The 24,353-nt window shown below is 65.8% G+C and carries 18 protein-coding genes; 9 read left to right on the top strand and 9 right to left on the bottom strand.

Going from position 1 to position 24,353, the window contains the following annotated elements:
* Window positions 1–30: 30 nt before the first annotated feature.
* Genes GWC77_RS02200 through GWC77_RS02170 form a run of 7 tightly spaced genes read left to right on the top strand, consistent with a single transcriptional unit; the run spans window position 31 to window position 7,053 of the window.
* Window positions 31–987, top strand: a complete 957-nt coding sequence (locus GWC77_RS02200) for an ABC transporter permease (RefSeq protein WP_173255224.1) — start codon at window positions 31–33, stop codon at window positions 985–987.
* Entirely contained in the window at window positions 984–1,940 is a 957-nt protein-coding gene (locus tag GWC77_RS02195; protein WP_173255223.1) for an ABC transporter permease, read from the top strand. Before GWC77_RS02200 ends, GWC77_RS02195 begins: the two co-directional genes overlap by 4 nt.
* A complete protein-coding gene (locus GWC77_RS02190; protein WP_173255222.1) occupies window positions 1,937–3,766 on the top strand; it encodes an ABC transporter ATP-binding protein in 1,830 nt (609 codons plus the stop codon). The genes GWC77_RS02195 and GWC77_RS02190 overlap by 4 nt, the downstream gene beginning before the upstream one ends.
* Window positions 3,763–4,083 carry a (2Fe-2S)-binding protein gene (locus tag GWC77_RS02185; RefSeq protein WP_173255221.1) on the top strand — a complete coding sequence of 107 codons (321 nt, stop codon included), beginning with the start codon at window positions 3,763–3,765 and terminating at the stop codon, window positions 4,081–4,083. The genes GWC77_RS02190 and GWC77_RS02185 overlap by 4 nt, the downstream gene beginning before the upstream one ends.
* Window positions 4,062–5,501 carry an NAD(P)/FAD-dependent oxidoreductase gene (locus tag GWC77_RS02180; protein ID WP_173255220.1) on the top strand — a complete coding sequence of 480 codons (1,440 nt, stop codon included), beginning with the start codon at window positions 4,062–4,064 and terminating at the stop codon, window positions 5,499–5,501. Before GWC77_RS02185 ends, GWC77_RS02180 begins: the two co-directional genes overlap by 22 nt.
* Window positions 5,498–6,676 (top strand): FAD-binding oxidoreductase, encoded by a 1,179-nt coding sequence (locus GWC77_RS02175; protein ID WP_173255219.1) that lies wholly within the window; start codon window positions 5,498–5,500, stop codon window positions 6,674–6,676. Before GWC77_RS02180 ends, GWC77_RS02175 begins: the two co-directional genes overlap by 4 nt.
* A 2-nt stretch (window positions 6,677–6,678) precedes the next feature.
* Complete coding sequence (locus GWC77_RS02170) at window positions 6,679–7,053, top strand: helix-turn-helix domain-containing protein (RefSeq protein ID WP_173255218.1); 375 nt, start codon at window positions 6,679–6,681, stop codon at window positions 7,051–7,053.
* 59 nt (window positions 7,054–7,112) lie between these two features.
* Here the strand turns inward: GWC77_RS02170 and GWC77_RS02165 are convergent, their stop codons facing one another.
* From GWC77_RS02165 to GWC77_RS02145, 5 genes are all read right to left on the bottom strand, one after another.
* On the bottom strand, window positions 7,113–8,519 hold the full coding sequence (locus tag GWC77_RS02165; RefSeq protein ID WP_173255217.1) for an aspartate aminotransferase family protein: 1,407 nt from the start codon (window positions 8,517–8,519) through the stop codon (window positions 7,113–7,115).
* A 167-nt stretch (window positions 8,520–8,686) separates the two neighbouring features.
* Complete coding sequence (gene glcF, locus GWC77_RS02160; protein ID WP_173255216.1) at window positions 8,687–9,922, bottom strand: glycolate oxidase subunit GlcF; 1,236 nt, start codon at window positions 9,920–9,922, stop codon at window positions 8,687–8,689.
* A gap of 33 nt (window positions 9,923–9,955) precedes the next feature.
* A complete protein-coding gene (gene glcE, locus GWC77_RS02155) occupies window positions 9,956–11,044 on the bottom strand; it encodes a glycolate oxidase subunit GlcE (protein WP_173255326.1) in 1,089 nt (362 codons plus the stop codon).
* Between the two features lie 112 nt (window positions 11,045–11,156).
* Window positions 11,157–12,662 (bottom strand): FAD-linked oxidase C-terminal domain-containing protein, encoded by a 1,506-nt coding sequence (locus tag GWC77_RS02150; protein WP_254366725.1) that lies wholly within the window; start codon window positions 12,660–12,662, stop codon window positions 11,157–11,159.
* Window positions 12,663–12,679: 17 nt separating this feature from the next.
* A complete protein-coding gene (locus tag GWC77_RS02145) occupies window positions 12,680–14,140 on the bottom strand; it encodes an FAD-binding oxidoreductase (protein ID WP_173255215.1) in 1,461 nt (486 codons plus the stop codon).
* A 162-nt stretch (window positions 14,141–14,302) separates the two neighbouring features.
* Between GWC77_RS02145 and GWC77_RS02140 the strand changes: the two genes are divergently transcribed.
* Window positions 14,303–14,857, top strand: a complete 555-nt coding sequence (locus GWC77_RS02140; protein WP_173255214.1) for a cob(I)yrinic acid a,c-diamide adenosyltransferase — start codon at window positions 14,303–14,305, stop codon at window positions 14,855–14,857.
* A gap of 131 nt (window positions 14,858–14,988) precedes the next feature.
* On the top strand, window positions 14,989–16,194 hold the full coding sequence (hmpA, locus tag GWC77_RS02135; protein ID WP_173255213.1) for an NO-inducible flavohemoprotein: 1,206 nt from the start codon (window positions 14,989–14,991) through the stop codon (window positions 16,192–16,194).
* 35 nt (window positions 16,195–16,229) lie between these two features.
* Here hmpA and aroG read toward each other — a convergent pair whose 3' ends face one another.
* The 4 genes from aroG to GWC77_RS02115 all read right to left on the bottom strand — a co-directional run bounded on the left by aroG (window position 16,230) and on the right by GWC77_RS02115 (window position 24,347).
* Complete coding sequence (gene aroG / locus GWC77_RS02130) at window positions 16,230–17,303, bottom strand: 3-deoxy-7-phosphoheptulonate synthase AroG (RefSeq protein ID WP_173255212.1); 1,074 nt, start codon at window positions 17,301–17,303, stop codon at window positions 16,230–16,232.
* 399 nt (window positions 17,304–17,702) lie between these two features.
* A complete protein-coding gene (gene tldD / locus GWC77_RS02125) occupies window positions 17,703–19,169 on the bottom strand; it encodes a metalloprotease TldD (RefSeq protein ID WP_173255211.1) in 1,467 nt (488 codons plus the stop codon).
* Window positions 19,170–19,248: 79 nt separating this feature from the next.
* Window positions 19,249–20,091: a carbon-nitrogen hydrolase family protein gene (locus GWC77_RS02120; RefSeq protein WP_173255210.1), complete on the bottom strand. Its 843-nt coding sequence runs from the start codon at window positions 20,089–20,091 to the stop codon at window positions 19,249–19,251.
* A 32-nt stretch (window positions 20,092–20,123) separates the two neighbouring features.
* Window positions 20,124–24,347, bottom strand: coding sequence for a YhdP family protein (locus GWC77_RS02115; RefSeq protein WP_173255209.1), 4,224 nt, complete (start codon window positions 24,345–24,347; stop codon window positions 20,124–20,126).
* Between the last annotated feature and the right edge of the window lie 6 nt (window positions 24,348–24,353).

Raw genomic sequence — 24,353 nt, 5'->3', positions numbered from 1 at the left:
CGCGCAACTCTTAACCGGAGATGTCGTCCGATGAAAGTCCACGCGCAACGACTCATTGCGGCGCGGCTCGGTCTCGCGCTGCTCACGTTGCTGATCGTTTCGGCTATCGTGTTCGGCCTGACCGGGCTCTTGCCGGGCGACGCCGCCCAGCAGGCGCTCGGTCAAGCGGCGACGCCCGAGCAGGTGGCCGCCTTGCGTCATCAATTCGGCCTCGATCAGCCTGCGCTACAGCGCTACTTCGAGTGGCTCGCGCACGTCGTGACGGGCAACTTCGGCACGTCGCTCTCCAACAGCATGCCCGTGAGTCAGCTTATTGCGACGCGTTTGCCCAACTCCCTCATGCTCGCCGGATTGACCACGCTGGTGTCGGTTCCCGTCGCGCTCTTGATCGGCATTCTGTCCGCCATGTTTCGCGGCTCGCTGCTCGATCGCACGCTCAACGTATTGACGTTGTCGACGGTCGCCGTTCCGGAGTTTCTGATCGCGACGATCGCCGTGCTGATCTTCGCGGTGAAGCTGCGCTGGTTGCCCGCGCTGTCGTATCTGTCGGAGGTGACGTCGTTCGGTGCGCTCGTGCGCATCTATGCGATGCCCGTGACGACGCTGTGCTGCGTCATCGTCGCGCAGATGGCACGCATGACGCGCGCTGCGGTGCTCGACCAGTTGAATGCTCCGTATGTCGAGATGGCGCGATTGAAGGGCGCGTCCCCCGCACGCATCGTTTTGCGTCATGTCCTCCCCAACACGATCGGACCGATCGCCAATGCGATCGCCTTGAGTTTGTCGTATCTGTTCGGCGGGGTCGTGATCGTCGAGTCGATTTTCAACTATCCGGGGCTCGCGAGCCTGATGGTGGATGCCGTGACGAACCGCGACATGCCGCTCGTGCAAGGCTGCGTCATGGTGTTCTGCTCCGCCTATCTCGTGCTCGTGCTGATCGCCGATATGTGTCAAATCATCTCCAACCCGAGGCTGCGTCAACGATGAACCGACCCGCCACATCCCACGCCACCACCGTGCTGTACTCGGCACCCGACGAAGAGGCGAAGCCTTGTGCCGATGCGCTCCAGGACGTGCCGATCGAAGCATTGGCCGTCAAGCGCAGCGCTTTTCGCCGTTTCGCGAGCCGCTTCTCGGTGCTCGGTCTGATCGGGCTGACGATCATCGTATTCTGGCTCGGCGTGGCGTTCATCGGGCCGCTCGTCGCACCGTACAAGGGTGGCGCGGTCACGTCGACGGAAATCTTCGGCGCATGCAGCGCCGCGCATCTGCTCGGCACCGATTACCTCGGCCGCGACATGCTGAGCCGCGTGCTGTACGGCACGCAATACACCGTCGGGCTCGCGCTCGCATCGGCCGTGCTCGCCAGCTGTATCGGCACGTTCATCGGTCTCGTCGCGGCTGTGTCGGGCAGATGGGTCGACGAAATCCTCAGCCGTCTGTTCGACGCACTGATTTCGATTCCCAGCAAGGTGCTTGCCCTCGTCATCATCGCCGCGTTCGGTTCGTCGGTGCCGATGCTGATCATGGTCGCCGCGCTCGCCTATATTCCCGGCGCATTCCGCATCTCGCGTTCATTGGCGGTCAATCTGATGACGCTCGAGTACGTGCAGGTCGCCAGGGCGCGCGGCGAGCGGCTGCTTTATATCGCGCGCGTCGAAGTGCTGCCCAACATGATCCATCCGATGCTCGCGGACTTCGGCCTGCGTTTCGTGTTCATCGTGCTGCTGTTGAGCGGTCTGAGCTTCCTCGGCCTCGGCGTGCAGCCGCCCGATGCCGACTGGGGGTCGCTCGTGCGCGAGAACATCGGCGGTCTGTCGGAAGGCGCACCCGCCGTGCTGATGCCGGCGGTCGCGATCGCGACGCTGACGGTCGGGGTGAACCTGCTGATCGACAGCTTGCGACGCCATGGCGCGCGCGCTCACGGAGGTGGCCAATGAGCATGATCGAAGTGAGGGGACTGCGCGTCATTGCGGGCATCGCGCCGGAGACGGTCGTCGAGATCGTGAAGGGCGTCGATTTCACCGTCGAAAAGGGCGAGGTACTGGCGCTCATCGGCGAGTCGGGCTCCGGCAAGACGACGATTGCACTGTCGCTGCTCGGCCATGCGCGCGGCGGGTGTTCGATCGCAGGCGGCTCGGTGAGGATCGGCGGAGTCGACGTGCTGTCGCTCGACGAGAAAGGGCGGCGCGCGTTGCGTTCACGCACGGTCGCTTATGTCGCACAAAGCGCGTCGGCGGGGTTCAATCCGGCCCGCACGATCATGGATCAGGTGATCGAGCCGGCCCTGCTGCATAAGCTGATGACGCCGGCCGCGGCGCGCGCGAAGGCCATCGAATTGTTTCGCGCGCTCGCGTTGCCTGCGCCGGAGACGATCGGTTCGCGCTATCCGCATCAGGTATCGGGCGGACAATTGCAGCGCCTGATGGCGGCCATGGCGTTGATCACGGATCCGGCCGTCGTCGTGTTCGACGAGCCGACGACCGCGCTCGACGTCACGACGCAAATCGAAGTGCTCGCCGCGTTCAAGAAGGTCATCCGCGAACTGGGCACGACCGCCGTCTATGTTTCGCACGATCTGGCCGTCGTGGCACAGATGGCGGATCGCATCGTCGTCCTCAACGGCGGCAAAGTGCGCGAAAACGGCGTAACGGCCCAAGTGCTCGATGCGCCGGCCGACGAGTACACGCGTCAGTTGCTTGCCGCAACGCGCCATCCGGATCCCGAACCCGTCGCAGCCGCACCTGAAGCGAGCGTGCCGCTGCTCGAGATTCGCCATTTGAGCGCGGGCTACGGGCGCGTCGGCTCGAACGGACTGCCCGCGGTGCGCGTGCTCGACGACGTGAGCCTGAAGATCGCACGCGGCAGCGCGCTCGGTGTCATCGGAGAATCGGGTTCGGGCAAGACGACGCTCGCGCGCGTGGTTGCCGGGCTCGTGGACCGCGCAAGCGGCGACGTGCTGCTGGACGGCAAGTCGTTGCCCGCGAAGCTGTCCGAGCGCACGCTCGAGCAGTATCGGCGCGTGCAGATCGTCTTCCAGAACGCCGATACGGCGCTGAACCCGAGCCGTACCGTGGCCGATATCCTTGCGCGGCCGATGTGCTTTTATCACGGGCTGCGCGGCGCGGCGGCGACCAAGCGCATGCTCGAACTGCTCGACCTCGTGAAGCTGCCGGCCTCGGTGGCGAAACGCCAGCCCGGCGGCCTGTCGGGCGGACAAAAGCAGCGCGTGAATCTGGCCCGCGCGCTTGCCGCCGATCCGGAGCTGATCCTCTGCGACGAAGTGACATCGGCGCTCGACACGGTGGTCGGTGCGGCGATCCTCGAGCTGCTCGGCGAATTGCGGCGCGAGCTCGGCGTCTCGTACATGTTCATCAGTCATGACATCTCGACGGTGCGGGCGATCTGCGACGAAGTGGTCGTGCTCTATGCGGGGCAGTGCGTCGAAGCGGGCCAGCGCGACGCATTGAGCGCACCCCCTTATCATCCTTATACGGGCTTGCTCGTCGACTCGGTGCCCGCGCTGCGTCCGGGCTGGCTCGATACGCGCCGCGCCATGACGTCCGGCGCACTGCCCGCCATGGGGCCGCCCAGCGAATCGGACCAGCTTTGCAGTTTCCGTTCGCGCTGTGCGGCCCGTATCGACGGGAAGTGCAACGTCACACCGCCTTCGATGACGAAGCTGCCCTCGGGCGTCGAAATCCGATGCCACCATTCGGCGGAGGATCTCATCCGCATGCAGACAGCCGAAGCAGTGACGCCATGAGTTCGCGCTTCGTGAGGGTGGCCGAGACAGGACGCAAGACGTTCGATCTGATCGTGGACGGTGTCCCCACGCAGGCGGCCGAGGGCGACACGCTGATGGTTGCCTTGCTGACGACGCACGACACATTGCGCGATTCCGAGTTCGGCGATGGACGCCGCGCGGGTTTCTGCCTGATGGGCGCATGCCAGGACTGCTGGGTCTGGACTGCCGAGGGCGAGCGCATACGCGCCTGTACGACCCCGGCCGCGCCGGGCATGTCGATCGTCACGCGCGCGGCGCTCGTTGGGGAAGGCGTATGGCCGCGCGTCCGGATGTGAACGCGATGAAGGTCATCGTGGTCGGTGCCGGTCCCGCGGGAGTACGCGCGGCACAATCGCTCGTCGAAGCCGGATTGCGCCCCGTCGTCATCGATGAGGGCCGTAAGGACGGCGGCCAGATCTATCGACGGCAGCCCGACGGGTTTTCCCGCTCGTACGAGACGCTCTATGGCACCGAAGCGGCGAGGGCGGCTGCGCTGCATCGCGACTTCCAGGCGATGCGCGCGTCGATCGACTATCGCCCCGACACGCTGGTCTGGAACATCGGGGCGAAGGCGGTCCATGTCGTCAGCGGCACGCGCTATGAGGAGATCGCTTTCGATGCGCTGATCGTTTGCAGCGGCGCGACGGACAGATTGATGCCCGTACCTGGGTGGCATTTCGCGGGGACCTTCAGCCTGGGCGGCGCGCAGGTCGCGTTGAAATCGCAAGGCTGCGCGATCGGTGCGCGCACGGTGATGATGGGTACGGGGCCGCTGCTGTATCTGGTAGCTGCGCAGTATGTGAAAGCCGGCGCGACGGTGAGCGCCGTACTGGATACGTCGACAATTGCGCAGCGCCTGTGCGCTTTGCCGCAACTGCTCGCCATTCCTTCGACGCTGCGCAAGGGCATGGCGCTCATGCGCGTGCTGAAGAAGGCAGGCGTTGTCGTTCATCGCGGTGTCACGCCCGTGGCAATCGACGGTTCGCCCGAGCATGGCGTGTCGGGCGTGCGCGTGAAGCTCGCCGACGCAACGACCCTCGAAGTGCCCTGTGATGCGGTCGCGCTCGGTTATCACTTGCGCTCGGAAACGCAGCTTGCCGATCTCGCTGGCTGCGAGTTCGATTTTGACGACGCGACGCAGACATGGCTTCCGCACATCGACGAGGATGGCCGCAGCAGCATCGCCGGCGTCTATCTCGCCGGCGACGGCGTGCGCGTGCGCGGCGCGGATGCCGCCGAACGCGCGGGCCGGCTCGCCGCCTTGGCGGCGTTGAGCGACGCCGGAATCCAGCGCGAAGGTGCCGCGCGCCTGCGCGCCGAACTCGTACGTTTCACGCGGTTCGCAGCCGGCTTGCGCAGCGCCTTTCCGTGGCCCGTGCGTTTCGCGGCCGCGCTGCCCGACGAGACGATCGTCTGTCGTTGCGAGGCGATCACGGCCGGTGAGTTGCGCCGTGTCGTGCGCGAGATGGGCGCGACGGAAGCGAACCGCGCGAAGGCGTTCTCCCGTATCGGCATGGGGCGTTGTCAAGGCCGCTTTTGCGCGCAGGCGGGCGCGGAAGTGATCGCTGCCGAAGCGCATGTTCCGCTCGAAGCGGTGGGGCGGCTGCGCGGCCAGGCGCCGGTCAAGCCGTTGCCGATGGCGATCGCGCCGGCGTTCGACGCTGAACGGACTCCGGCACACGCAGGTCAATGTACGCAGGAGTTCAGCGAATGAGCGACCGAGCCGACGTGATCGTCATCGGCGGCGGAATCGTCGGGACGTCGACGGCGTTTTTTCTGCGCCGCAGGCATCGTTCGGTGACGTTGCTCGAACGTGGGCTCACGGGCCAGCAGGCGAGCGGGGTGAATTTCGGTGGGATCCGTCGCCAGGGCCGGGTGCTTGCGCAACTGGCGATGGCCAATCGCGCGCTCGAAACGTGGCGGCGCTCGCGGGAATTGCTCGGCGAAGACGTCGAATTCCTGCCGTCGGGGCATACGCGCGTTTGCTATCACGCGCACGACGCCGAATATTTTCATCGCTATGCGCGCGAGGCGCGTGCATACGATCTCGATCTCGAGGTGCTCGAAGGCGCGGCGATGTTCCGGCGGTTCCCGTTTTTGAGCAAGGAGGTGCTGGCCGCCTCCATTTCGCCGCTCGATGGGCATGCGAATCCGCGTCTTGCGGCGCCCGCATTCGCGCGCGCGGCGGCCCGGCTCGGCGCGAACATCGTCGAAAATACGGAGATCGTGCGCATCGAAAAAGAAGCGGGCGGCTTTCGCGTGGAGAGCGCTTGCGGCGATATCTACCGTTCGCAGCAGCTCTTGATCTGTGCCGGCGCATGGGCGAACGCACTGTCGACGCAATTCGGCGAGCCCGTGCCGCTTGTGGCGCACGGTCCGCAGATGGCGGTCACGGAGCCGGTGCCTTACGTCTTCGGCTCGTCGATGGGCGTCTATACGTCGATCAAGGAAGAGAGCGTCTATTTCCGGCAGATCCCGCGCGGCAACATCATATTGGGCGGCGGTCCGCCGGGGCCGGCCGACGTGGCGACGCGCCGTGCCGGCGTGCTGCCGATCAACACGGTCCGCCAGCTCGCACAGTTTCGCCGGCTCGTTCCGGCCATGACACCGCTGAACGTCATTCGCGTCTGGAGCGGTGTCGAGAGCTACCTGCCCGACGCGGAGCCGATCATCGGCGCCAGTTCCACGACCGGCGGTCTTTTCTATGGATTCGGCTTCAGCGGATCCGGTTTTCAGATCGGTCCCGGCGTGGGAGAGACGCTCGCGGAACTGCTCGACGTCGGCCGTACCGAGATCGCGCTCGAACCGTTCTCCATCGCTCGCTTCGCGCGCAGGGCATCCGATGCGCCGCTGGCGAGCGCCGACGTCTCCACGCCGAGCGAGGCCTGATCATGCAGATCGTCGATGCACCCGACAGCGCACTTCGCGATGTGCTGGCCTACATGGAAGCGAATTTCGACAAGTCAGTGCGCCTTGCCGAATTGGCCGAAATGTCGGCGCTCAGCGTTTCTCGCTTCGCAACCGTGTTTCGCCAGCGGATCGGACTGTCACCGTACAAGTATCTGTGCCGGGTGCGCGTGCGACGCGCGCAATTGCTGTTGCTCGCGGGCGTGCCGGGCGCCGTGGTGGCCGCGGAGGTCGGGTTTTTCGATCAGAGCCACTTGGCGCGCCATTTCAAACGCTTTTGCGGCGTCACGCCCACCGAATTCCTGCAGCAGGCGAGGGCGCGCGACGCTGTGGCGACGGGCAGCACGCGCTTCGCCTGAGGCGCCGACAGGCGGACCGCAGCCGCCTGTCGTCACACCGTTAGCCATGCGTCACTAACTTACGCGGCAGCACGGCTACCGAGTTCACCCGATGCCTTGAGCGCGGCTCGCACCTCGGATTGGGCGAGGACATCGTCGAGCGTCTTTTCGAGGCGCTCGAACATCAGATCGAATTCGCTTTCCGTGTAGGACAACGCGGGTGCGAACCCCAGGACACCATCGCCGAACGCGCGGAAAACGAGGCCATTGGCATAGGCGGACGTGGCGATGCGCTCGGGCAGCTTCAGCGATGGATCGAAGCGTTGTTTGGTCGTTTTATCCGCGACGAGTTCGAGCGCGCCGAGCAAGCCGCGATGCCGCGCGTCGCCGACGAGCGGATGCGCGAGCAGCGCGTCGAGTCCCTGCGCGAAGCGGGGGCCGCGCGCGATGCCGTTGGCGAGCAGTCCGCCTTCGTGATAAAGACGCAGCACTTCGAGCCCGATCGCGGCGCTCACGGGGTGTGCCGAATAGGTATGACCATGGCCGATCACCGCCGCGGGGTCGCCGTCGGCAATGCCTTGATAGACGGCATCCGACATCAGCACGGCGCCCATCGGCGCATAGCCCGCCGTGAGCCCTTTCGCCACGGTCATCAGGTCGGGCTCGACCTGTTCGGCCTCGCAGGCGAAGAGCGGTCCCGTGCGACCGAAACCCGTGATGACTTCGTCGGCGACGAACAGAATGTCGAGTTTGCGGCACGCTTCGCGCATCGCTCGCAGCCAGCCGGCAGGCGGCACGATCACGCCGCCCGAGCCCTGGATCGGTTCGCAGAAGAACGCGGCGACATGCTGTGCGCCGAGTTCGGCGACTTTGGCCTCGAGCGCGGCCACCGAGGCCGTGATGATTGCGGCATCGTCGGCGTGTTCGCTACGGTACGGATACGGCGACGGGATATGGTGCTGCGTCGCAAGCGGCAAATCGAAGTGGCGATGGAAGACGGGCAGTGCGGTCAGCCCGGCACCGATCGACGACGAGCCGTGATAGCCGCGCTCGAGCGCGATGACGTGCTTTTTCGTGGGACGCCCGGTGGCATTGTAGTAGTGCGTAATGAAGCGCAGTGCCGAATCGACGGCATCCGACCCGCCAAGTGTGAAGTACACGTGCTGCAACGACGCGGGCGACGACTCGACGAGTTTCGCAGCGAGCTCGATGGCCGGCTCGGAGCCGAAATGGAAGTAGCCCGTGGCATAGGGCAGTCGTGCCATTTGCCGGGCGGCCACCTCGACGATGCTTTGGTGGCCATAGCCGGTGTTGACGCACCACAGACCGGAGAACGCATCGAGCAGTTCATGGCCGTTTGCGTCCCGCAGAAAGACGCCTTGCGCGGACTCGAGTACGGTTACGCCGCGCGCTTCATGCGCGCGATAGCTGACGACGGGATGGATCAGGTGTTTGCGATCGGCTTCGACGAGCGAGGAGTTGGACATGGTTCGGTATCCGGTAGCGTGGAGCGGTTGATGATTCCATGCTACCGGGCAACGACCCTCGGCCGATTCGCCAAATAAATCGCGAAATAGCGCGATCGTGGCGTTTCGCGGCCATGCCGCAGCATATTCTGCTGGACCGGATCGGTCATGTTGAGGGCGACGCGATCTTACGCCGCCAACATATGCTCGACGAGCTCGATCCAATGCGTGACGGGTACCGATGTTCCGCTTTGCAGATGCGTGATGCACCCGATGTTCGCCGATACGATCATTTGCGGCTCGAGTACTTCGAGCGTGTCGATCTTGCGATCGCGCAACGTATACGCGAGCGACGGCTGAGTGATCGAATAAGTGCCTGCCGAGCCGCAACATAGATGACTGTCGGCGGGCACGCGCACTTCGAGGCCGAGCGACGTCAGCAGCCGTTCGACCACGCCCCGGATTTGCTGCCCGTGCTGCAGCGTGCAAGGCGGATGGAATGCAACGGTATGCACGCCGCGGCGGCGCGCGAGCGCCGTGAGTTCCGCCTCGAAGCCCTGCAGCCATTGCGCGATGTCGCAAGCGAGTTCGGCGACGCGGCGCGCCTTGTCCGCGTAGACAGGATCGTCGCGCAGCAAGTGCCCGTACTCCTTGATCGTCGCGCCGCAGCCCGAGGCATCGATGACGATCGCCTCGATACCCGTTTCGATATACGGCCACCATGCGTCGATGTTGCGGCGCATATCGTCGAGTGCTTCCTCGCGGTAGCTCAGATGCAAGCGAATCGCGCCGCAGCAGCCGGCCTCCGGCGCCACGATCGCCTCGACACCGAGCGCATCGAGTACGCGCGCGGTCGCGATGTTGATGTTCGGCAACATCGCCGGCTGAACACAGCCGGCGAGCATCAGCACCTTGCGTTCGTGCGGCACCGCCCGTTTGGCGGGCCACTGGAGCGGATGCTGGCGCGGCGGCACCTTGTCGCGCAGCTTGCGCGGCAGAAACGGCCGAACGTGCTGGCCGAGCCGCATGAGCGGCGTGAATATGGCGGTGTTGGGCAAGAGACTCGCCAGCAGCCGCCGTATCAACCGCTGGCGCAGCGGACGCGGCACGGCCGCATCCACATAGGGCCGGCCGATTTCCACGAGCCGCCCGTATTGCACCCCCGAAGGGCAGGTCGTCTCGCAACTGCGGCAGGTGAGGCAGCGGTCCAGATGCAGCTGTGTACTACGCGTGACGTGCGCACCCTCGAACATCTGCTTCATCAGATAGATGCGGCCGCGGGGGCCGTCGAGTTCGTCGCCCAGCAGTTGGTACGTCGGGCAGGTGGCCGTGCAAAAGCCGCAATGAACGCATTTGCGCAGAATCGCATCGGCCTCTTTGCCGTCCGGCGTATTGCGAATGAAGTCCGCCAGTTGTGTCTGCATCGCGTCGCTCAGTCGATCGGGTCTTGGGATGGCTCAGAAGTCCGCGTAGAGGCGGCCGCGATTGAAGATGCGTGCCGGATCGAAGGCGGCTTTCAGGCCTCGATGGATCCTCATGATCGGCGCCGGCAGTGGCGTGAAGACCCCGGCGCTGCGATCGAACTCGCGGCCTGCGCGAAAAATGGTGGCGTGACCGCCGGCCTGCTTGGCGCTGATACGTACCGTTTGGGCATCGGTATCCGTGATCCACCAACGCTGAGAGCCACCCCACTCCATCAGCTGCGCGCCCGGCAGTTGCAGCGGTTCGGTGACGGACGGTAGCGCGAGCCGCCAGAGTGCCGAGCGCGGCGGAATCGTCGCGAAGAACGGATCGGTCTGCTCGCGCAAGCCGGCCCAGAAGCGCTCGGCCTCGACGGCATCCACGACTTCGCCGCCGATCGTATTGCGGGCTGTCTTCACGCCGTTCTCGGCGCCCGAGAGGCGTACCGCGAGCGTGCCGTTGCGCCAGGCGCTTGCCGTGATCGGCAACGGCCGGCCGCACCACTCGTTGAGCTTGCGTACCGCATCGGTTCCGTTCATGTCGAACTTGAGCGTCGTTTCGGCCACGGGCAACGGCAGGACCTTGATCGACACATCGAGAATCAGGCCGAGCGTGCCGAGCGAGCCGGCCATCAGGCGCGACACATCGTACCCCGCAACGTTCTTGACCACTTGACCGCCGAAACGCAGCGTTTCGCCGCGGCCGTCCATCATCGTGACACCGAGGACGAAGTCGCGCGGCGCACCGGCCGAGCTGCGGCGCGGGCCCGCGATACCCGCCGCGATGCAGCCGCCCAGCGTGGCCGAGCGGCCGAAGTGGGGCGGCTCGAACGCGAGCATCTGATTGTGTTCGGCGAGCGCCGCTTCGACCTCCGTCAACGGCGTGCCGCAGCGCGCCGTCATGACGAGCTCCGCAGGGTCGTACGAAACGATACCGCGATATGCACGCGTGTCGAGAATCTCGCCGTTGAGCGCCTGGCCGTACCAGTCTTTCGTGCCCGAGCCGCGGATGCGCAAGGGGCGCTCGTCAGCCGTGGCTGCGCGGATACGCTCGGCCCAGTAGCCGAGGATCTCGTCGTCTTGCATGGCTTCCCGCTTTTTGGTGTCGTTCATCCGGTTGCCGCTTTTGCCTCAGGGCTTCATTCTACCGGCCGACCCGGGGCAGGCAAGCCACGGGTTTATACGCGTGGCGGTGTGCCTAAAAGCGCGGCAGCTCCGGATGAGGCAAAAGGCCGCCGCGCACGTGCATCTTTCCGTATTCGGCGCAGCGCGCGCGCGTCGGAATGCCCTTGGTCGGGTTCAGCAGCTCGTCCGGATCGAACGCGCGCTTGACTGCGAAGAACGCATCGCATTCGGCCGGCGAAAACTGAACGCACATCGAATTGATTTTTTCGATGCCGACGCCGTGTTCGCCCGTCACCGTGCCGCCCAGCTCCACGCAAGCTTCGAGAATCTCGGCGCCGAACGCCTCCGCGCGATGCAGTTGGTCGGGATCGTTACCGTCGAACAGAATGAGCGGATGCATGTTGCCGTCCCCGGCATGAAAGACGTTGATGCATCGCAGGCCGTAAGTACTTTCCATCTTCTCGATGCGCGCGAGCAGCGGTCCGATGCTGCGACGCGGCACCGTGCCGTCCATGCAGTAGTAATCGGGCGCCAGCCTGCCCGCGGCCGGAAAGGCGTTCTTGCGGCCGGACCAGAATTTGAGCCGCTCGGCCTCGGTGCGGGAGATCTGCAACCGGGTGGCGCCGTGTTCGCGCAGCACGGCGGTCACGCGTGCGATTTCTTCGGCGACTTCCTCGGGCGTGCCGTCCGACTCGCACAGCAGGATGGCCGCGGCGTCGCAATCGTAGCCGGCGCCGACGAACGCCTCCACCGCGCACGTCGCGGGATTGTCCATCATCTCGAGCCCGGCCGGAATGATCCCCGCCGCGATGATGGCCGCCACCGCGTTGCCGCCTTTGACGACATCGTCGAAGCTCGCCATGACGACTTGCGCCGTCGGCGGCTTCGGGATCAGCTTGACGGTCACTTCCGTGACGATCGCGAACATGCCTTCGCTGCCGATCATGACGGCGAGCAGATCGAGCCCGGGCGTATCGGGCGCGAGCGAACCGAATTCGACGATCTCGCCTTCCATCGTGACGGCGCGCACGCGCAAGACGTTATGGACGGTCAGTCCGTACTTCAGACAATGCACGCCGCCCGAGTTTTCCGACACGTTGCCGCCGATCGTGCAGGCGATCTGGGAAGACGGATCGGGCGCGTAGTAGAGCCCATAAGGCGCGGCCGCCTCCGAGACGGCGAGGTTGCGCACGCCGGGTTGGACGGTGGCCGTGCGCGCATACGAGTCGACATCGATGATTCTGGTGAAGCGCGCGAGCGAAACGACGATGCCGTTCGAGATCGGCGTGGCGCCGCCCGACAGCCCGGTGCCCGCGCCGCGCGGTACGATCGGCACGCCAAGGCGCTTGCATATCTGCACGATACGCAGCACCTGCGCCTCGGTTTCCGGCAGCGCTACCGCGAGCGGCAGTTGCCGATACACGCTGAGCCCGTCGCATTCATAGGGGGCGGTCTCTTCATCGCGGTAAAGCAGACAGCGCGCGGGCAGCGTGGCCATCAGCGCCTGAACCACTTCGCGCTGGCGCTCTTCGCGCCGCGCCGCTGACATCGCCTGATCGGTTTGGGCTACGGTTGCCATCGGTTTCCTCGCCTGTCTCAGGCCATGTACGTGAAGATCTTGCCCGGATTCATCAGATTGTGCGGATCGAGCGCATGCTTGAGCGCGCGCATTACATCGACGGCATCGCTGCCATGCTCGTCGATGAGGAAATCCATTTTGTGCAGACCGATGCCATGCTCGCCCGTGCAGGTTCCGCCCATGCGCAACGCGCGCTCGACGATACGCCGGTTCAGGCGTTCGGCTTCGCTGAATTCCTCGGGCCGGGCCGGATCGATCAGTATCGCGACATGGAAGTTGCCATCGCCGACATGTCCCACGATGGGGCAGGGCAGCGGCGAGCCGCGTAGATCGTCTTCCGTTTCGACCACGCATTCGGCCAGCCGCGAGATCGGCACGCAGACATCGGTTGTTACGGCGCGACAGCCCGGCTTGAGCTGCAGCATCGCGAAATAGGCGTTGTGGCGCGCGTTCCAGAGCCGGCTGCGTTCCTCGGGGCGCGTGGCCCAGGCGAAACCGCTGCCCGCATGTTCGGCGGCGAGCGCCTGAACCGTCTCGGCTTGCTCCTTGACGCTCGCCTCGGTGCCGTGGAACTCGAAAAAGAGCGTCGGCGATTCGGCAAGTGTCAGATTCGAGTGACGGTTGATCGCGCGGATCGCGAGCGTATCGACGAATTCGACGCGAGCGACGGGCACGCCGAGCTGAATCGTTTCGATGACGGTACGCACGGCCTCGCCCATCGACGCAAAGGCGCAGACGGCCGCCGAAACGGCTTCCGGCTGCGGATAAAGCCGCACCGTGATTTCGGTGATGACGCCGAGCGTGCCCTCCGAGCCCACGAAGAGCCGGGTCAGATCGTAGCCGGCCGACGATTTGCGCGCCCGCGTGCCCGTCTTGATGACGCGACCGTCGGCGAGTACCGCCGTGAGGCCGAGCACGTTTTCCCGCATCGTCCCATAGCGCACGGCGTTGGTGCCCGAGGCCCGCGTGGCCGACATGCCGCCGATGCTCGCATCCGCACCGGGATCGATCGGAAAGAAGAGCCCCGTGTCGCGCAACGCTTCGTTGAGCGCCTTGCGCGAGACGCCGGCCTCGACGGTGGCCGTCAGATCTTCCGCGTTGATCGACAGCACGCGATTCATGCCGGAAAGATCGATCGATACACCGCCTTCCACCGCAAGCAGATGCCCTTCCAACGACGAGCCGTTGCCGTACGGAATGACGGGTACGCCGTAGCGCGCGCAGAGCTCGATCGTCGTGCGCACGTCCTCGGTGGATTCGGCGAAGACCACCGCATCGGGTGGTTGGGGATCGAACGGCGACTCGTCGCGGCCATGGTGAGCGCGTACGGCCTCGGCCGTCGAAACACGTTGACCGAAAACGCTCGCGAGCGCGGTGAGCAGTTCGGGAGCAAACGGCCGGCGCGGGCGCGTCGCGGCGGCGCCGGGATGTCCTTCTTGGGGATGCAGCGGATGAACGTCGACGGGGGGACGGTCCATATCATCTCCGATATCGTTTTGGGCATTCTACGCCGCCGCGGCACAGGCACGTGCCGAGCCGTACCGGTGGAGCGTGCCGTTCAGCCGGCCCCTATAATGAGGCCGTTTCGGCCGCCGCCAGGGCGGCGGGCCGATCGTGCAGCGACTACCAAGGAGGCCTGGATGGGACACCGTTTGAGCAAGATCGCCACGCGCACCGGCGACGACGGCACGACTGGCCTCGGCGACGGCAGCCGCATACGCAAGGACGATGCACGAATCGCGGCGATCGGCGACGTCGACGAATTGAATTCGCAGCTCGGCGTGCTGCTGGCCGAGCCGTTGCCCGAGGACTTGCGCGAGGTACTGACGGCCGTGCAGCACGACCTGTTCGATCTGGGCGGCGAACTCTGCATTCCGGGCCATACGATGATCGGCGACGACCATCTGGCCCGTGTCGACGGCTGGCTCGCGCACTACAACGCCGCGTTGCCGCCGCTCACCGAATTCATTCTGCCGGGGGGCACCCGCGCGGCGGCGCTCGCGCATGTGTGCCGGACGGTCTGCCGCCGCGCGGAGCGCTCGATCGTCGCGCTCGGCGCAACGGTGACGCTGGAAGCCGCGCCCCGCCGATATGTCAATCGCCTCTCCGACCTGTTGTTCGTGCTCGCCCGGGTGCTGAACCGCGCCGGCGGTACGGGCGACGTCTTGTGGCAACGTCAGCGCGCCGAAAAATAGCCCGCGCAGTCTCGCCGATCCGCTCGGTCAGCGGTCGCTCGCAGGATGCTGCGGTGCGACAAAGTGTCGTATGTCGGATACACTCTCGTAAGATGTATTCTTGATCCATGTTTAGAAGGAGCCCTCCCGACATGACGACCCCGCTCACCGCAGACCAGATCGCACGCGTCAAGGCGACCGCGCCCGTATTCGCCCAGCACGGCGCAACGATCACCAAGCATTTTTACCGCCGGATGTTCACGAACCGCCCCGAGCTGCGCAATCTGTTCAACCAGACGCACCAGGCGAGCGGCACGCAAGCCGATACGCTGGCCCACGCGGTCTACGCCTACGCCGCGAATATCGACAATCTGGGTGCGCTCGGTTCGGCCGTCGGCCGGATCGCGAACAAGCATGCGAGCCTCAATATCCGCCCCGAGCACTATCCGATCGTCGGTGAAAACCTGCTCGCGTCGGTCGTGGAAGTACTGGGCGACGCGGTCGACGAGCAAACGCTCGAGGCCTGGCGCGCGGCGTATGCCCAACTGGCGGGAATCATGATCGGCGCCGAAGCCAAGCTCTACGGCGCCGCGCCTTGGAGCGGCTATCGCCCGTTCGTCGTCTCGCGCAAGGAAGTCGAGAGCGACGAGATCACCTCGTTTTATCTGACGCCCGCCGACGGTGGCACTGCGTGCGGCTTCGTGCCGGGCCAGTTCGTCTCGGTCAAACGCTATGTCGGCGAGCTCGGTGTCGACCAGCCGCGGCAGTACAGCCTCTCGGACGCGCCGCACGGCAAATGGCTGCGCATCTCGGTCAAGCGCGAAGCGGGGCGGGAAGACGTGCCGGCCGGGCGCCTTTCGACATTACTGCATGAGGGTGTCGAAGTCGGTTCGATCGTCGAAGTCACGGCGCCGATGGGCGAGTTCCGCCTCGATCTCGAAAAGACGACGCCGGTCGTACTCGTCTCGGGCGGTGTCGGCCTGACCCCGATGATGTCGATGATCTCCACGCTCGTGGCCGCCGAGAGCCCGCGCCGCATCGCGTTCGTGCACGCCTGCCGCAATGGGCGCGTACATGCGTTCAAGAGTTGGCTGGCACAGACGATGGCGACGCACGCGAACGTTTCGCGGGCCGTGTTTTACGAAGAAGTGTCGGAGACCGACCGCGAAGGTGTCGATTACGACTTCACGGGCCGCATCGATTTGTCGCGCATCGCCCATCAAGCGATTCTGCCCGATGCCGACTACTACCTGTGCGGGCCGGTTCCGTTCATGCAGCAGCAGCGCGAAGCGCTGATTGCGCTCGGTGTGGACGCGGCACGCATTCACACCGAGGTGTTCGGCTCCGGCGCGATCTGAATCGGAGGCCGGAACCGCATTGGCGCATCGATGCTTCAGTTGCCGCTACCGCGGACGATGCGCCGCTGCTTGACGCTCTCGGCCAATCCCTCCAGCACGCCGACGCTTTCGTCCCAGCCGATGCACGCATCGGTGATGCTTTGGCCGTAGGTCAGCGTGCAACCCTCCTGCAGATCCTGGCGCCCCGCGACGAGATGGGATTCGATCATCACGCCGACGATGCGCTCGTCGCCGCCCGCGATCTGCCTTCCGATATCGGCGCACACGGGAATCTGGTTCTCGTGCTTTTTCGAGCTGTTGGCGTGACTCGCATCGATCATGAGCCGCGCCGCGAGGCCTGCCTTGCCGATGGCGGAGCACGCCGCATCGACGCTTTGCGCATCGTAGTTCGGGGTGGTACCGCCGCGCAGAATCACATGGCAGTCCTCGTTGCCTGCCGTGGAAACGATGGCTGAGTGGCCGCCCTTCGTCACCGAGAGGAAGTGGTGCGGTTGCGAGGCCGCCTTGATCGCATCGACCGCGATCTTGACGTTGCCGTCCGTGCCGTTCTTGAAACCGACCGGGCACGAGAGCCCCGAGGCGAGTTCGCGATGGACTTGCGACTCGGTCGTGCGCGCGCCGATCGCGCCCCACGAGACGAGATCCGCAATGTATTGCGGGCTGATCATATCGAGGTATTCGGTCCCCGCGGGCATGCCGAGCTCGTTGATGCCGACGAGCAATTCGCGCGCGGCGCGCAGGCCGTCGTTGATCTTGAAGCTGTTATCGAGGTAAGGGTCGTTGATGAGCCCCTTCCAGCCGACTGTCGTACGCGGCTTTTCGAAGTAGACGCGCATGACCACCTCGAGTTCGCTCGCGAAGCGCTTGCGCTCGTGCACGAGCGCAAGCGCGTAGTCGAGTGCGGCCGCGGGATCGTGGATCGAGCAAGGGCCGATGATGACGATCAGACGATCGTCCATGCCGTGCAGGATTCGATGCATCGCCGTGCGCGCGCCGTAGATCAGATCGGCGACCGGCTCTGTGCACGGAAATTCGCGAATCAAGTGAGCGGGCGGCGTGAGCTCTTTGAGTTCTCGAATGCGGACATCGTCGGTATTGTGCGGGGCCATGCTGTATTTCTCCTCGTCGATTCGGTGTGGGACGCACCTCTCGATCCGTTCGGCGTGGTTCCGCGTGGTTCCGGATACGGCGGACGAACAGTGAAGGTGCAGGGCTGGCGGGTCGCGGCGAAAAAAAACCGCCGGGCTCGCCGGCGGTTTTTCGGGAATTCAGGTTCGCGTCACGCGCTAACACCCCTCTCGATCCGCCGGCGGACTGAGATGCCAAAAGAAGTAAAAGTAAAACTTCGGGCTCATGAGTGGGAAAAGCGCGTTGGTAACGGGTATCCCGGCTTTATACGCTCTGCCGGCACGGCTGACAAGCCGTCGGAGGGGAAAAAAGCGAAAAATCCACGCGGGGCGACCGAACAACGCATGTTTTTCGCGCGCCCGCGCGGATTCGAAGCCGGTTCAAAGCGTGCCGCCCACCGTCATCTTCTCGATGCGCAGCGTCGGCTGACCAACGCCGACGGGTACGCTCTGTCCTTCCTTGCCGCACATGCCGACACCGGTATCGAGCGACATGTCGTTGCCGATCATCGTCACGTACTTCAGCGATTCGGGACCGCTGCCGATCAGCGTCGCTCCCTTCACAGGGTAGGTGACCTTGCCGTTTTCGATCATGTACGCCTCGGATGCCGAGAACACGAACTTGCCGTTCGTGATGTCGACTTGACCGCCGCCGAAGTTCACGGCGTAAAGCCCGTTCTTGACCGATGCGATGATTTCGGCCGGGTCTTTGTCGCCGTTGAGCATGTAGGTGTTCGTCATGCGCGGCATCGGCAGCGCCGCGTACGATTCGCGCCGCGCGTTGCCCGTCACCGGCATTTTCATGAGCCGCGCGTTGAGCGAATCCTGGATATAGCCCTTGAGCACGCCGTCTTCGATCAGCGTCGTGCATTGCGTGGCGTTACCCTCATCGTCGATATTGAGCGAGCCGCGCCGGTTCGGTAGCGTGCCGTCGTCGACGACCGTGACGCCCTTGGCCGCCACGCGCTCGCCGATGCGGCCGGCAAACGCGGACGACCCCTTGCGGTTGAAGTCTCCCTCGAGCCCGTGGCCGATGGCCTCGTGCAGCAGCACGCCGGGCCAGCCCGGCCCGAGCACGACGGTCATGGTGCCTGCCGGCGCCGGCCGCGCATCGAGGTTGACCAGCGCCGCATTGACGGCATCGTCGACATAGCTCGAGAGTACGTGGTCGGAGAAATAGCCGTAATCGAAGCGGCCACCGCCGCCGCCCGTGCCGATCTCGCGCCGGCCGTTTTGCTCGGCGATCACGGTGACCGAGACGCGCACCAGCGGCCGCACGTCCGCGGCGAGTACGCCATCGCTGCGCGCGACGAGCACGATGTCGTACTCGCCCGCGAGCCCTGCCATGACTTGCGTGATGCGCGGATCGCGCCCGCGCGCCATCTGTTCGACACGCTCGAGCAGCTTGACCTTCGCCGTGGCGTCGAGCGAGGCGAGCGGGTCGGCGGGCAGATAGAGATCGCGGCCCGCGATGCCCTTCAGGACGCTCGCCGCCTTGATCTTTTGCTTGCCGCCGCCTGCCTTGGCGATCGAGCGCGTGGCCTCGGCGGCCTGACGCAACGCTTCGGGCGAGAGGTCGTCGGAGTAGGCGAATGCCGTACGATCGCCCGCGACGGCGCGCACGCCGACGCCCTGGTCGATGCTGAAACTCCCCGACTTCACGATGCCTTCCTCGAGGCTCCATGCTTCGCTGCGCGTGGCCTGGAAGTAGAGGTCCGCATAGTCGACGCGGTGCGTGAAGATATCGGCGAGCGTACGCGTGAGCAACGCCTCGTCGAGACCGTAGGGGGCCAACAAGACTTCCTTCGCGGTCGCGAGATTGCGAATGCCGGGTTCGATGATATTCATGCGGATAGTTCGAGAAAGGAGGCTGTGAATGTCGGGATGGCTGGCCGGGTTCGAACGATGGGTCGGTCGGGCATGACGGCTAGGAGAGGACGCGGTGGCGCCACGCGGGGAGGCTGCGCCGCACTTCGTCGATGCGCGCGCCGTCGATTTCGCCCGCAACGATGCCGGGCCCTTCGCCGGTGCGCACGTCGACGATCTCGCCCCATGGGTCGATCAGCATGCTGTGGCCCCACGTGCGGCGGCCGTTTTCATGCGTGCCGCCTTGCGCCGCAGCGAGCACGTAGCACTGGTTTTCTACGGCGCGCGCGCGCAGCAGCGTCTCCCAATGCGCGCGCCCCGTCGTATAGGTGAACGCCGACGGCACGACGATGAGCGCCACATCGCCCATGCGCCGGTAAAGCTCGGGAAAGCGCAAATCGTAGCAAACCGACAGCCCCACGCGTCCGAACGGCGCGTCGAACGTGCGCACGTCGCGGCCCGCGCGGATCGTGCGTGCTTCGTCGAACGATTCGGCGCCCTTTTCGAAGTTGAAAAGGTGGATCTTGTCGTAGCGCGCGGCCTCGTTGCCCTCGGGATCGAACACGAGCGTCGTGTTCAGCACGCGCTCGGCGTCGGGCGCCGGATCCGTGACGGCGAGCGGAAGCGTGCCGCCGATGATCCAGATGCCGTGCCGGCGTGCCGCATCGGCCAGAAACCGCTGGATCGGCCCATCGCCGTAAGGCTCGCGCACGGCCAGCTTGTCGGCGTCGCGAAAGCCCATGAAGCAGAAGTACTCGGGCAGCAGGACGAGCCGCGCACCGTTGTCGGCCGCCTCGGCGATGAGACGGCCGGCGTCGTGCAGATTGCGCACGCGCTCGGGCGTGCTGACCATCTGGACGGCTGCGACGCGAAAAGGCGCCGGAAATGCGTGTGGATCGCTCATGGGTGTCCGGTGGGCATGGCGCACGGCGTGCGTCACTTGCCTGTCGATTCCGTTGCTTCGGCTGGAGCAGCCATCTTACCCCGATCGCCCGTGAGCCGCTCGACGTGCGGTTGCGACCATGACCCCGTTATTGCGTAGTGCGTGGCAAACGCGTGAGCGATCGACTGCGAGAGGGCCAGGTTGGCGAAGAAGGCGCCGAGCCCCAGCAACGGATTGACGATCGTCGCCGCGATCACGGCCGAGCCCGCGTTGACCGTCGGGGTCACCTGCACGCGCAGGTCCTGCGTTTCCTTCGCGAGATCGACCGTGCCCGAGAGGTCGGCCCGCGCCGGCGCCGTGACGATATGAAAGTCGTCCGTTCGACCGATGCCGTCGGCGATCCGGCCCGTGCCCGTCACGCGCTCGAACGGCAACCCTTCGCCGATGACGTCCCTGAAGTTGAGCGTGACGACGCGCGCGAGACTCTGCAGGCTCAGCACCCCGAGCAGTTTCGCGACGCCGGGGTCGACCTTGAGGATCTGCCCGTGATGGAGATCGAGCGCCATCTGGCCGCGCAGCGTCGGATAGTCGATGGCCGTGGGGCCGCCGCGCCAGCCCACCTTGCCCGACAACGTACCGGCGCCGCCCTTCACCGTGCGCGGCAGGCCGAACTGATCGAGCAGCGCGCCGGCATTGGCGATGTCGAGCTTGAAATCGATCGCCGTGCGGCGCGGCGAGTTCGGATCGATGTCGTCGCCGAGCCGGCGCAGTGTGCGCCAATTCGCGGTCGCCAACAGATGCGCGGCCGGATTCGCGAGATCGAGCTTGTCGAGTTGCCAGACGGGCACGCCGTCTTCATCGGTATTGTGCGCCTGGATGGCGAGCCGGCCGAAGCTGCGCCCGCGCACGCTGAGTTCGTCGACGACGAGATCGATCGCCGGCATCCGTTCGGCTGTCGACGAAGATATCTGCCGCACGAGATCGTTGCCCACCGCGGCAGGAACGGCCGCCTTCGAGAGGTGTGCGGTCAGCAGCCCGTTGCGGTTGGTCGGCGTGCCGGGTAGCCACGACAGCGTACCCGACACCTGATCCGACGCGAGTTGCGCGCGCCAGTCGTCGTCGGAGCTCGTGCCATCGAAGACGACGTGGGTCCACTCGCGCTCGAGCAGCTTGAGGGTGTCGATATGTGCTGTCAGGTGAGTCGGCATGAACTGGCTCGCGATGCCGCCGGCCGTCTTGGGCGATGCGGCTCGTCCCGAAGGTGGCGCTTGGGCCGGCCTGGCCGCGGCGCGCAGCTCGGAAGCGATTGCGCGCCAGCCATCGCCGTCGAGCGACGCAAGCTCGGCCGTCGTACTGACGCCTTGCGCCGGCATGCTCGCGGCCGTACCGATGCCGATCGCGCCGCGCACCACCTCCAACGCCTGATCGCCCGGTTCACGGGCACCGCGCCGCAGCAGGTAGGTCGCGCTCGCGGGCCCGAGCTGCAACTCGGCGCGGGCCAACGCCCCGGTCTGCGCGTCGGTGTCGGTTTTCGCCGCATCGACCGAGAGCGAAAACGGCATCGGCGTGCCGAGCGGCTTGTCGAACGGCGCCGGGAAGTCGAGCCCGAGTCCGCTCAGGTCGGAACGGGCTTCGATCTGCGGTAGGCCGCTCTTCGTGCCGCGCACCGAGATCGTATAAGGCGCCGTGCCATGCAGGTGGCCCAGCAGTTTTCCGGCGGGACCCTCTATGCCGAGTTCGCGCGCGCTGTCGGCGGCGATGCGTCCCGCGACATCGAATGTGTAGGCGCCCTTGGCGTCGAGCGCGCCGTTTGCACGGATTTCTCCGCCGAGCCATCGTCCCGCCACGCGCTCGACGGCGAGGGTGTGCCCGGTGAAACGCACCCGCCCGGTCAGCGCGTCGAGCGGTGGCCATTGTTCGCGCGCGAGGCTGTTTCCCTCGAGCCCGACCGTGCCGTCCACGCTCACGTGAGGCTCGGGTCCGCGCGGTACCTTGAGCGTGAGCGCGAGCGTCGCCGGGCCGGTCCCGTGCAGCTTTTGCGTCGCATGGCCGGTGAGGCTGGCGGCCGCGCTTTCGTTCAGATAGTCGAGGAAATCGGCGAGCGGCCCGTGCGCCTTGCCGTCGATGACGAGGTCCGAGCCGTGGTTGCCGAGATCGTCGATGCGTCCGGTCACCCGGTCCAGCACGACGCGCTTGTAACGCGCCCGACCGATATCGAAACGCAGCACGTTTTCGGCGAGCGAGAAGACGCCATCGATGCCGTCGAGCGCGGGCCAGACATCGGGCGCGCCGGTGGCGAGCGTCTTGGCGGGGAACGGCGAGGGATCGAAGCGCGCGCCGGTGAACGGTGCAACGATGCGGAAGATGCCGGCTTTCGGATCGCGCGAGTAGGGGAACTGATCGAGCCCGCCATGGACCTCGATGGTCGCGTTGCGGGCGATGCCGTCTTGCAGTCCATGTCCGAGGTAGTGGCGCAGATGTTCGCCGATGCTCGTCGGCAAATAACGCGGGATGGTCGGGACTTTGGCGCGTTCGATTTTCGCCGAGAGATCGAGGGTGCCGCGCCCATGGCCCGGATTGGCGTAGCTCGCGACGACGCTGCCGGCCGTATCGGCGTTTTCGACGCTGAGTTCCGGAACGGTGATCGAGAAAGCCTTGTGCGGCTGGCCGGGCGCAGCGGTGACGGTCCATTGGCCGCGGCCGCGCACCCGATCGAACGCGAGGCGCGGATCGTCGAATTCGCCGGGCAGCGTGAGCGTCGTATCGGCGGTGTCGACGGTGACGCTGCCATGGGCTTCGTCGGCATCGATCGAGCCCCAGAGGTTTTCGACGCCGGGCAGGCCTGCACGCGGATGCCCGGCCGGCGACAGCCCCGGCGGCGGCTCCTGCGCCGCGAAGCTGATACCTTCGAGGTCGCCCTTAAACCGGTAGCGCACGATCGGGGCGGTACCGGAGACGCGCTGCTCGCTGGCAGCCAGTGCGTTGTCGGGGCGCGCGCGCTCCACTTCGATCACGTAGTTGGCGACGAGTCCGCGCGGGTCGAACCGTACGAGTTCGTCGCGAAAACGCTCCGGCACCGGCAGCGCGCGAGTGAATTCGGCGAGCACCCCCAGATCGACGCGGTCGCCCGCCACGCTCATCAACTGACCGTGCTCCACATCGGGCACGCGATAACGGCCCGTGAGCGTGGTGAACGAGAGCGTGCGCGAGACCGGCGTGCCATCGGCGAGCGGCGGCTGTCCGAGTTCGGCATGCAGATTCGACAAGCGCAGGCGGTAGTCGCGTTGCGGCTCGATGTCGGCGGCCCAGCCGAATTGGGCGACGGGCAGGTCGAGCCGTGGCTGCGCGGGCCGGACCTGCAAGACGACATCGGCGCCTTGCAGCTGTCCGCGCGCCGAACGCAGTGCGCCGCCCGAAAAATTCGCCCAGATTTCGTTGTCGATGCGCCCGGCATGGAGCTTCATCGGGATCTTCACGTAACGCGCGAGCGTGGGCAGATCGACCGGTCCCGTCGACAAATAGGCCTGTCCATTCCAGTTCGCGGGCTTGCCGACTTCAGCCAGCGGCAGATGACGAAAACGCGCGCGAAAATCGAGCGCTCCCTTGAGCACCGTGCCTTCGGGCGGAGCCTGCAGCGCTACGCGGTGTTCGAAGGCTCCGTTGAAGATGGCCGCCCGGATGTGGCGCAGGGCCAGCTCGGGGGCTTTACGCTGGTTGTCGCGCCAGCGCAGCGTGCCGTCGCGCAGCACGATGGCGCGCTGCGTGAGCACCCAATTCGAAAACGTGGTGTCGTTGCCGGTGTGAGTAGTCGGTACCTGCACGCCCGCGACGGCGATGGAGCCGTCTGCCGCGCGCGTCACGAGCACATCGGGTTGCTCGACGACGAGGCTCGCGAGCGCGGGCCTGCCACGCATGAGCGAACTCCATGAGAGGGAGGCGCGGGCATCGGGCACCGAAAGCGCGATGTTGCCGTCGCGGTCGCGGATCGTGAGCCCGGTCACATCGAGGCCCGGCTCCAGTCCATTCCAGTGAGCGGCAAGTTTTTCGATGCGCAGCTCGACGTGCAGCCGCGCGGAAATGAACGCCTCGATCCGCGGCCGAAAATCGTCGATGCGCGGCAAGACGACATAACGCAGTCCGATGAACACCGCGCCGAGCGTGAAGTAGACGACGAGGGCGAATGCCAGGGTGGCTTTGAAAACCCGGCGCAGAAGCGGGGAATCGTGGCGCATGCGTCCGGCAACGGCTTTTTCGACGGATTCCTTGCTGTCGGACATGCTGCG

It is taken from the genome of Paraburkholderia sp. NMBU_R16 (assembly GCF_013282575.1).
In the GTDB taxonomy this organism is placed as follows: Bacteria; Pseudomonadota; Gammaproteobacteria; order Burkholderiales; family Burkholderiaceae; genus Trinickia.
This window is presented reverse-complemented; position numbering and strand designations above follow the sequence as displayed.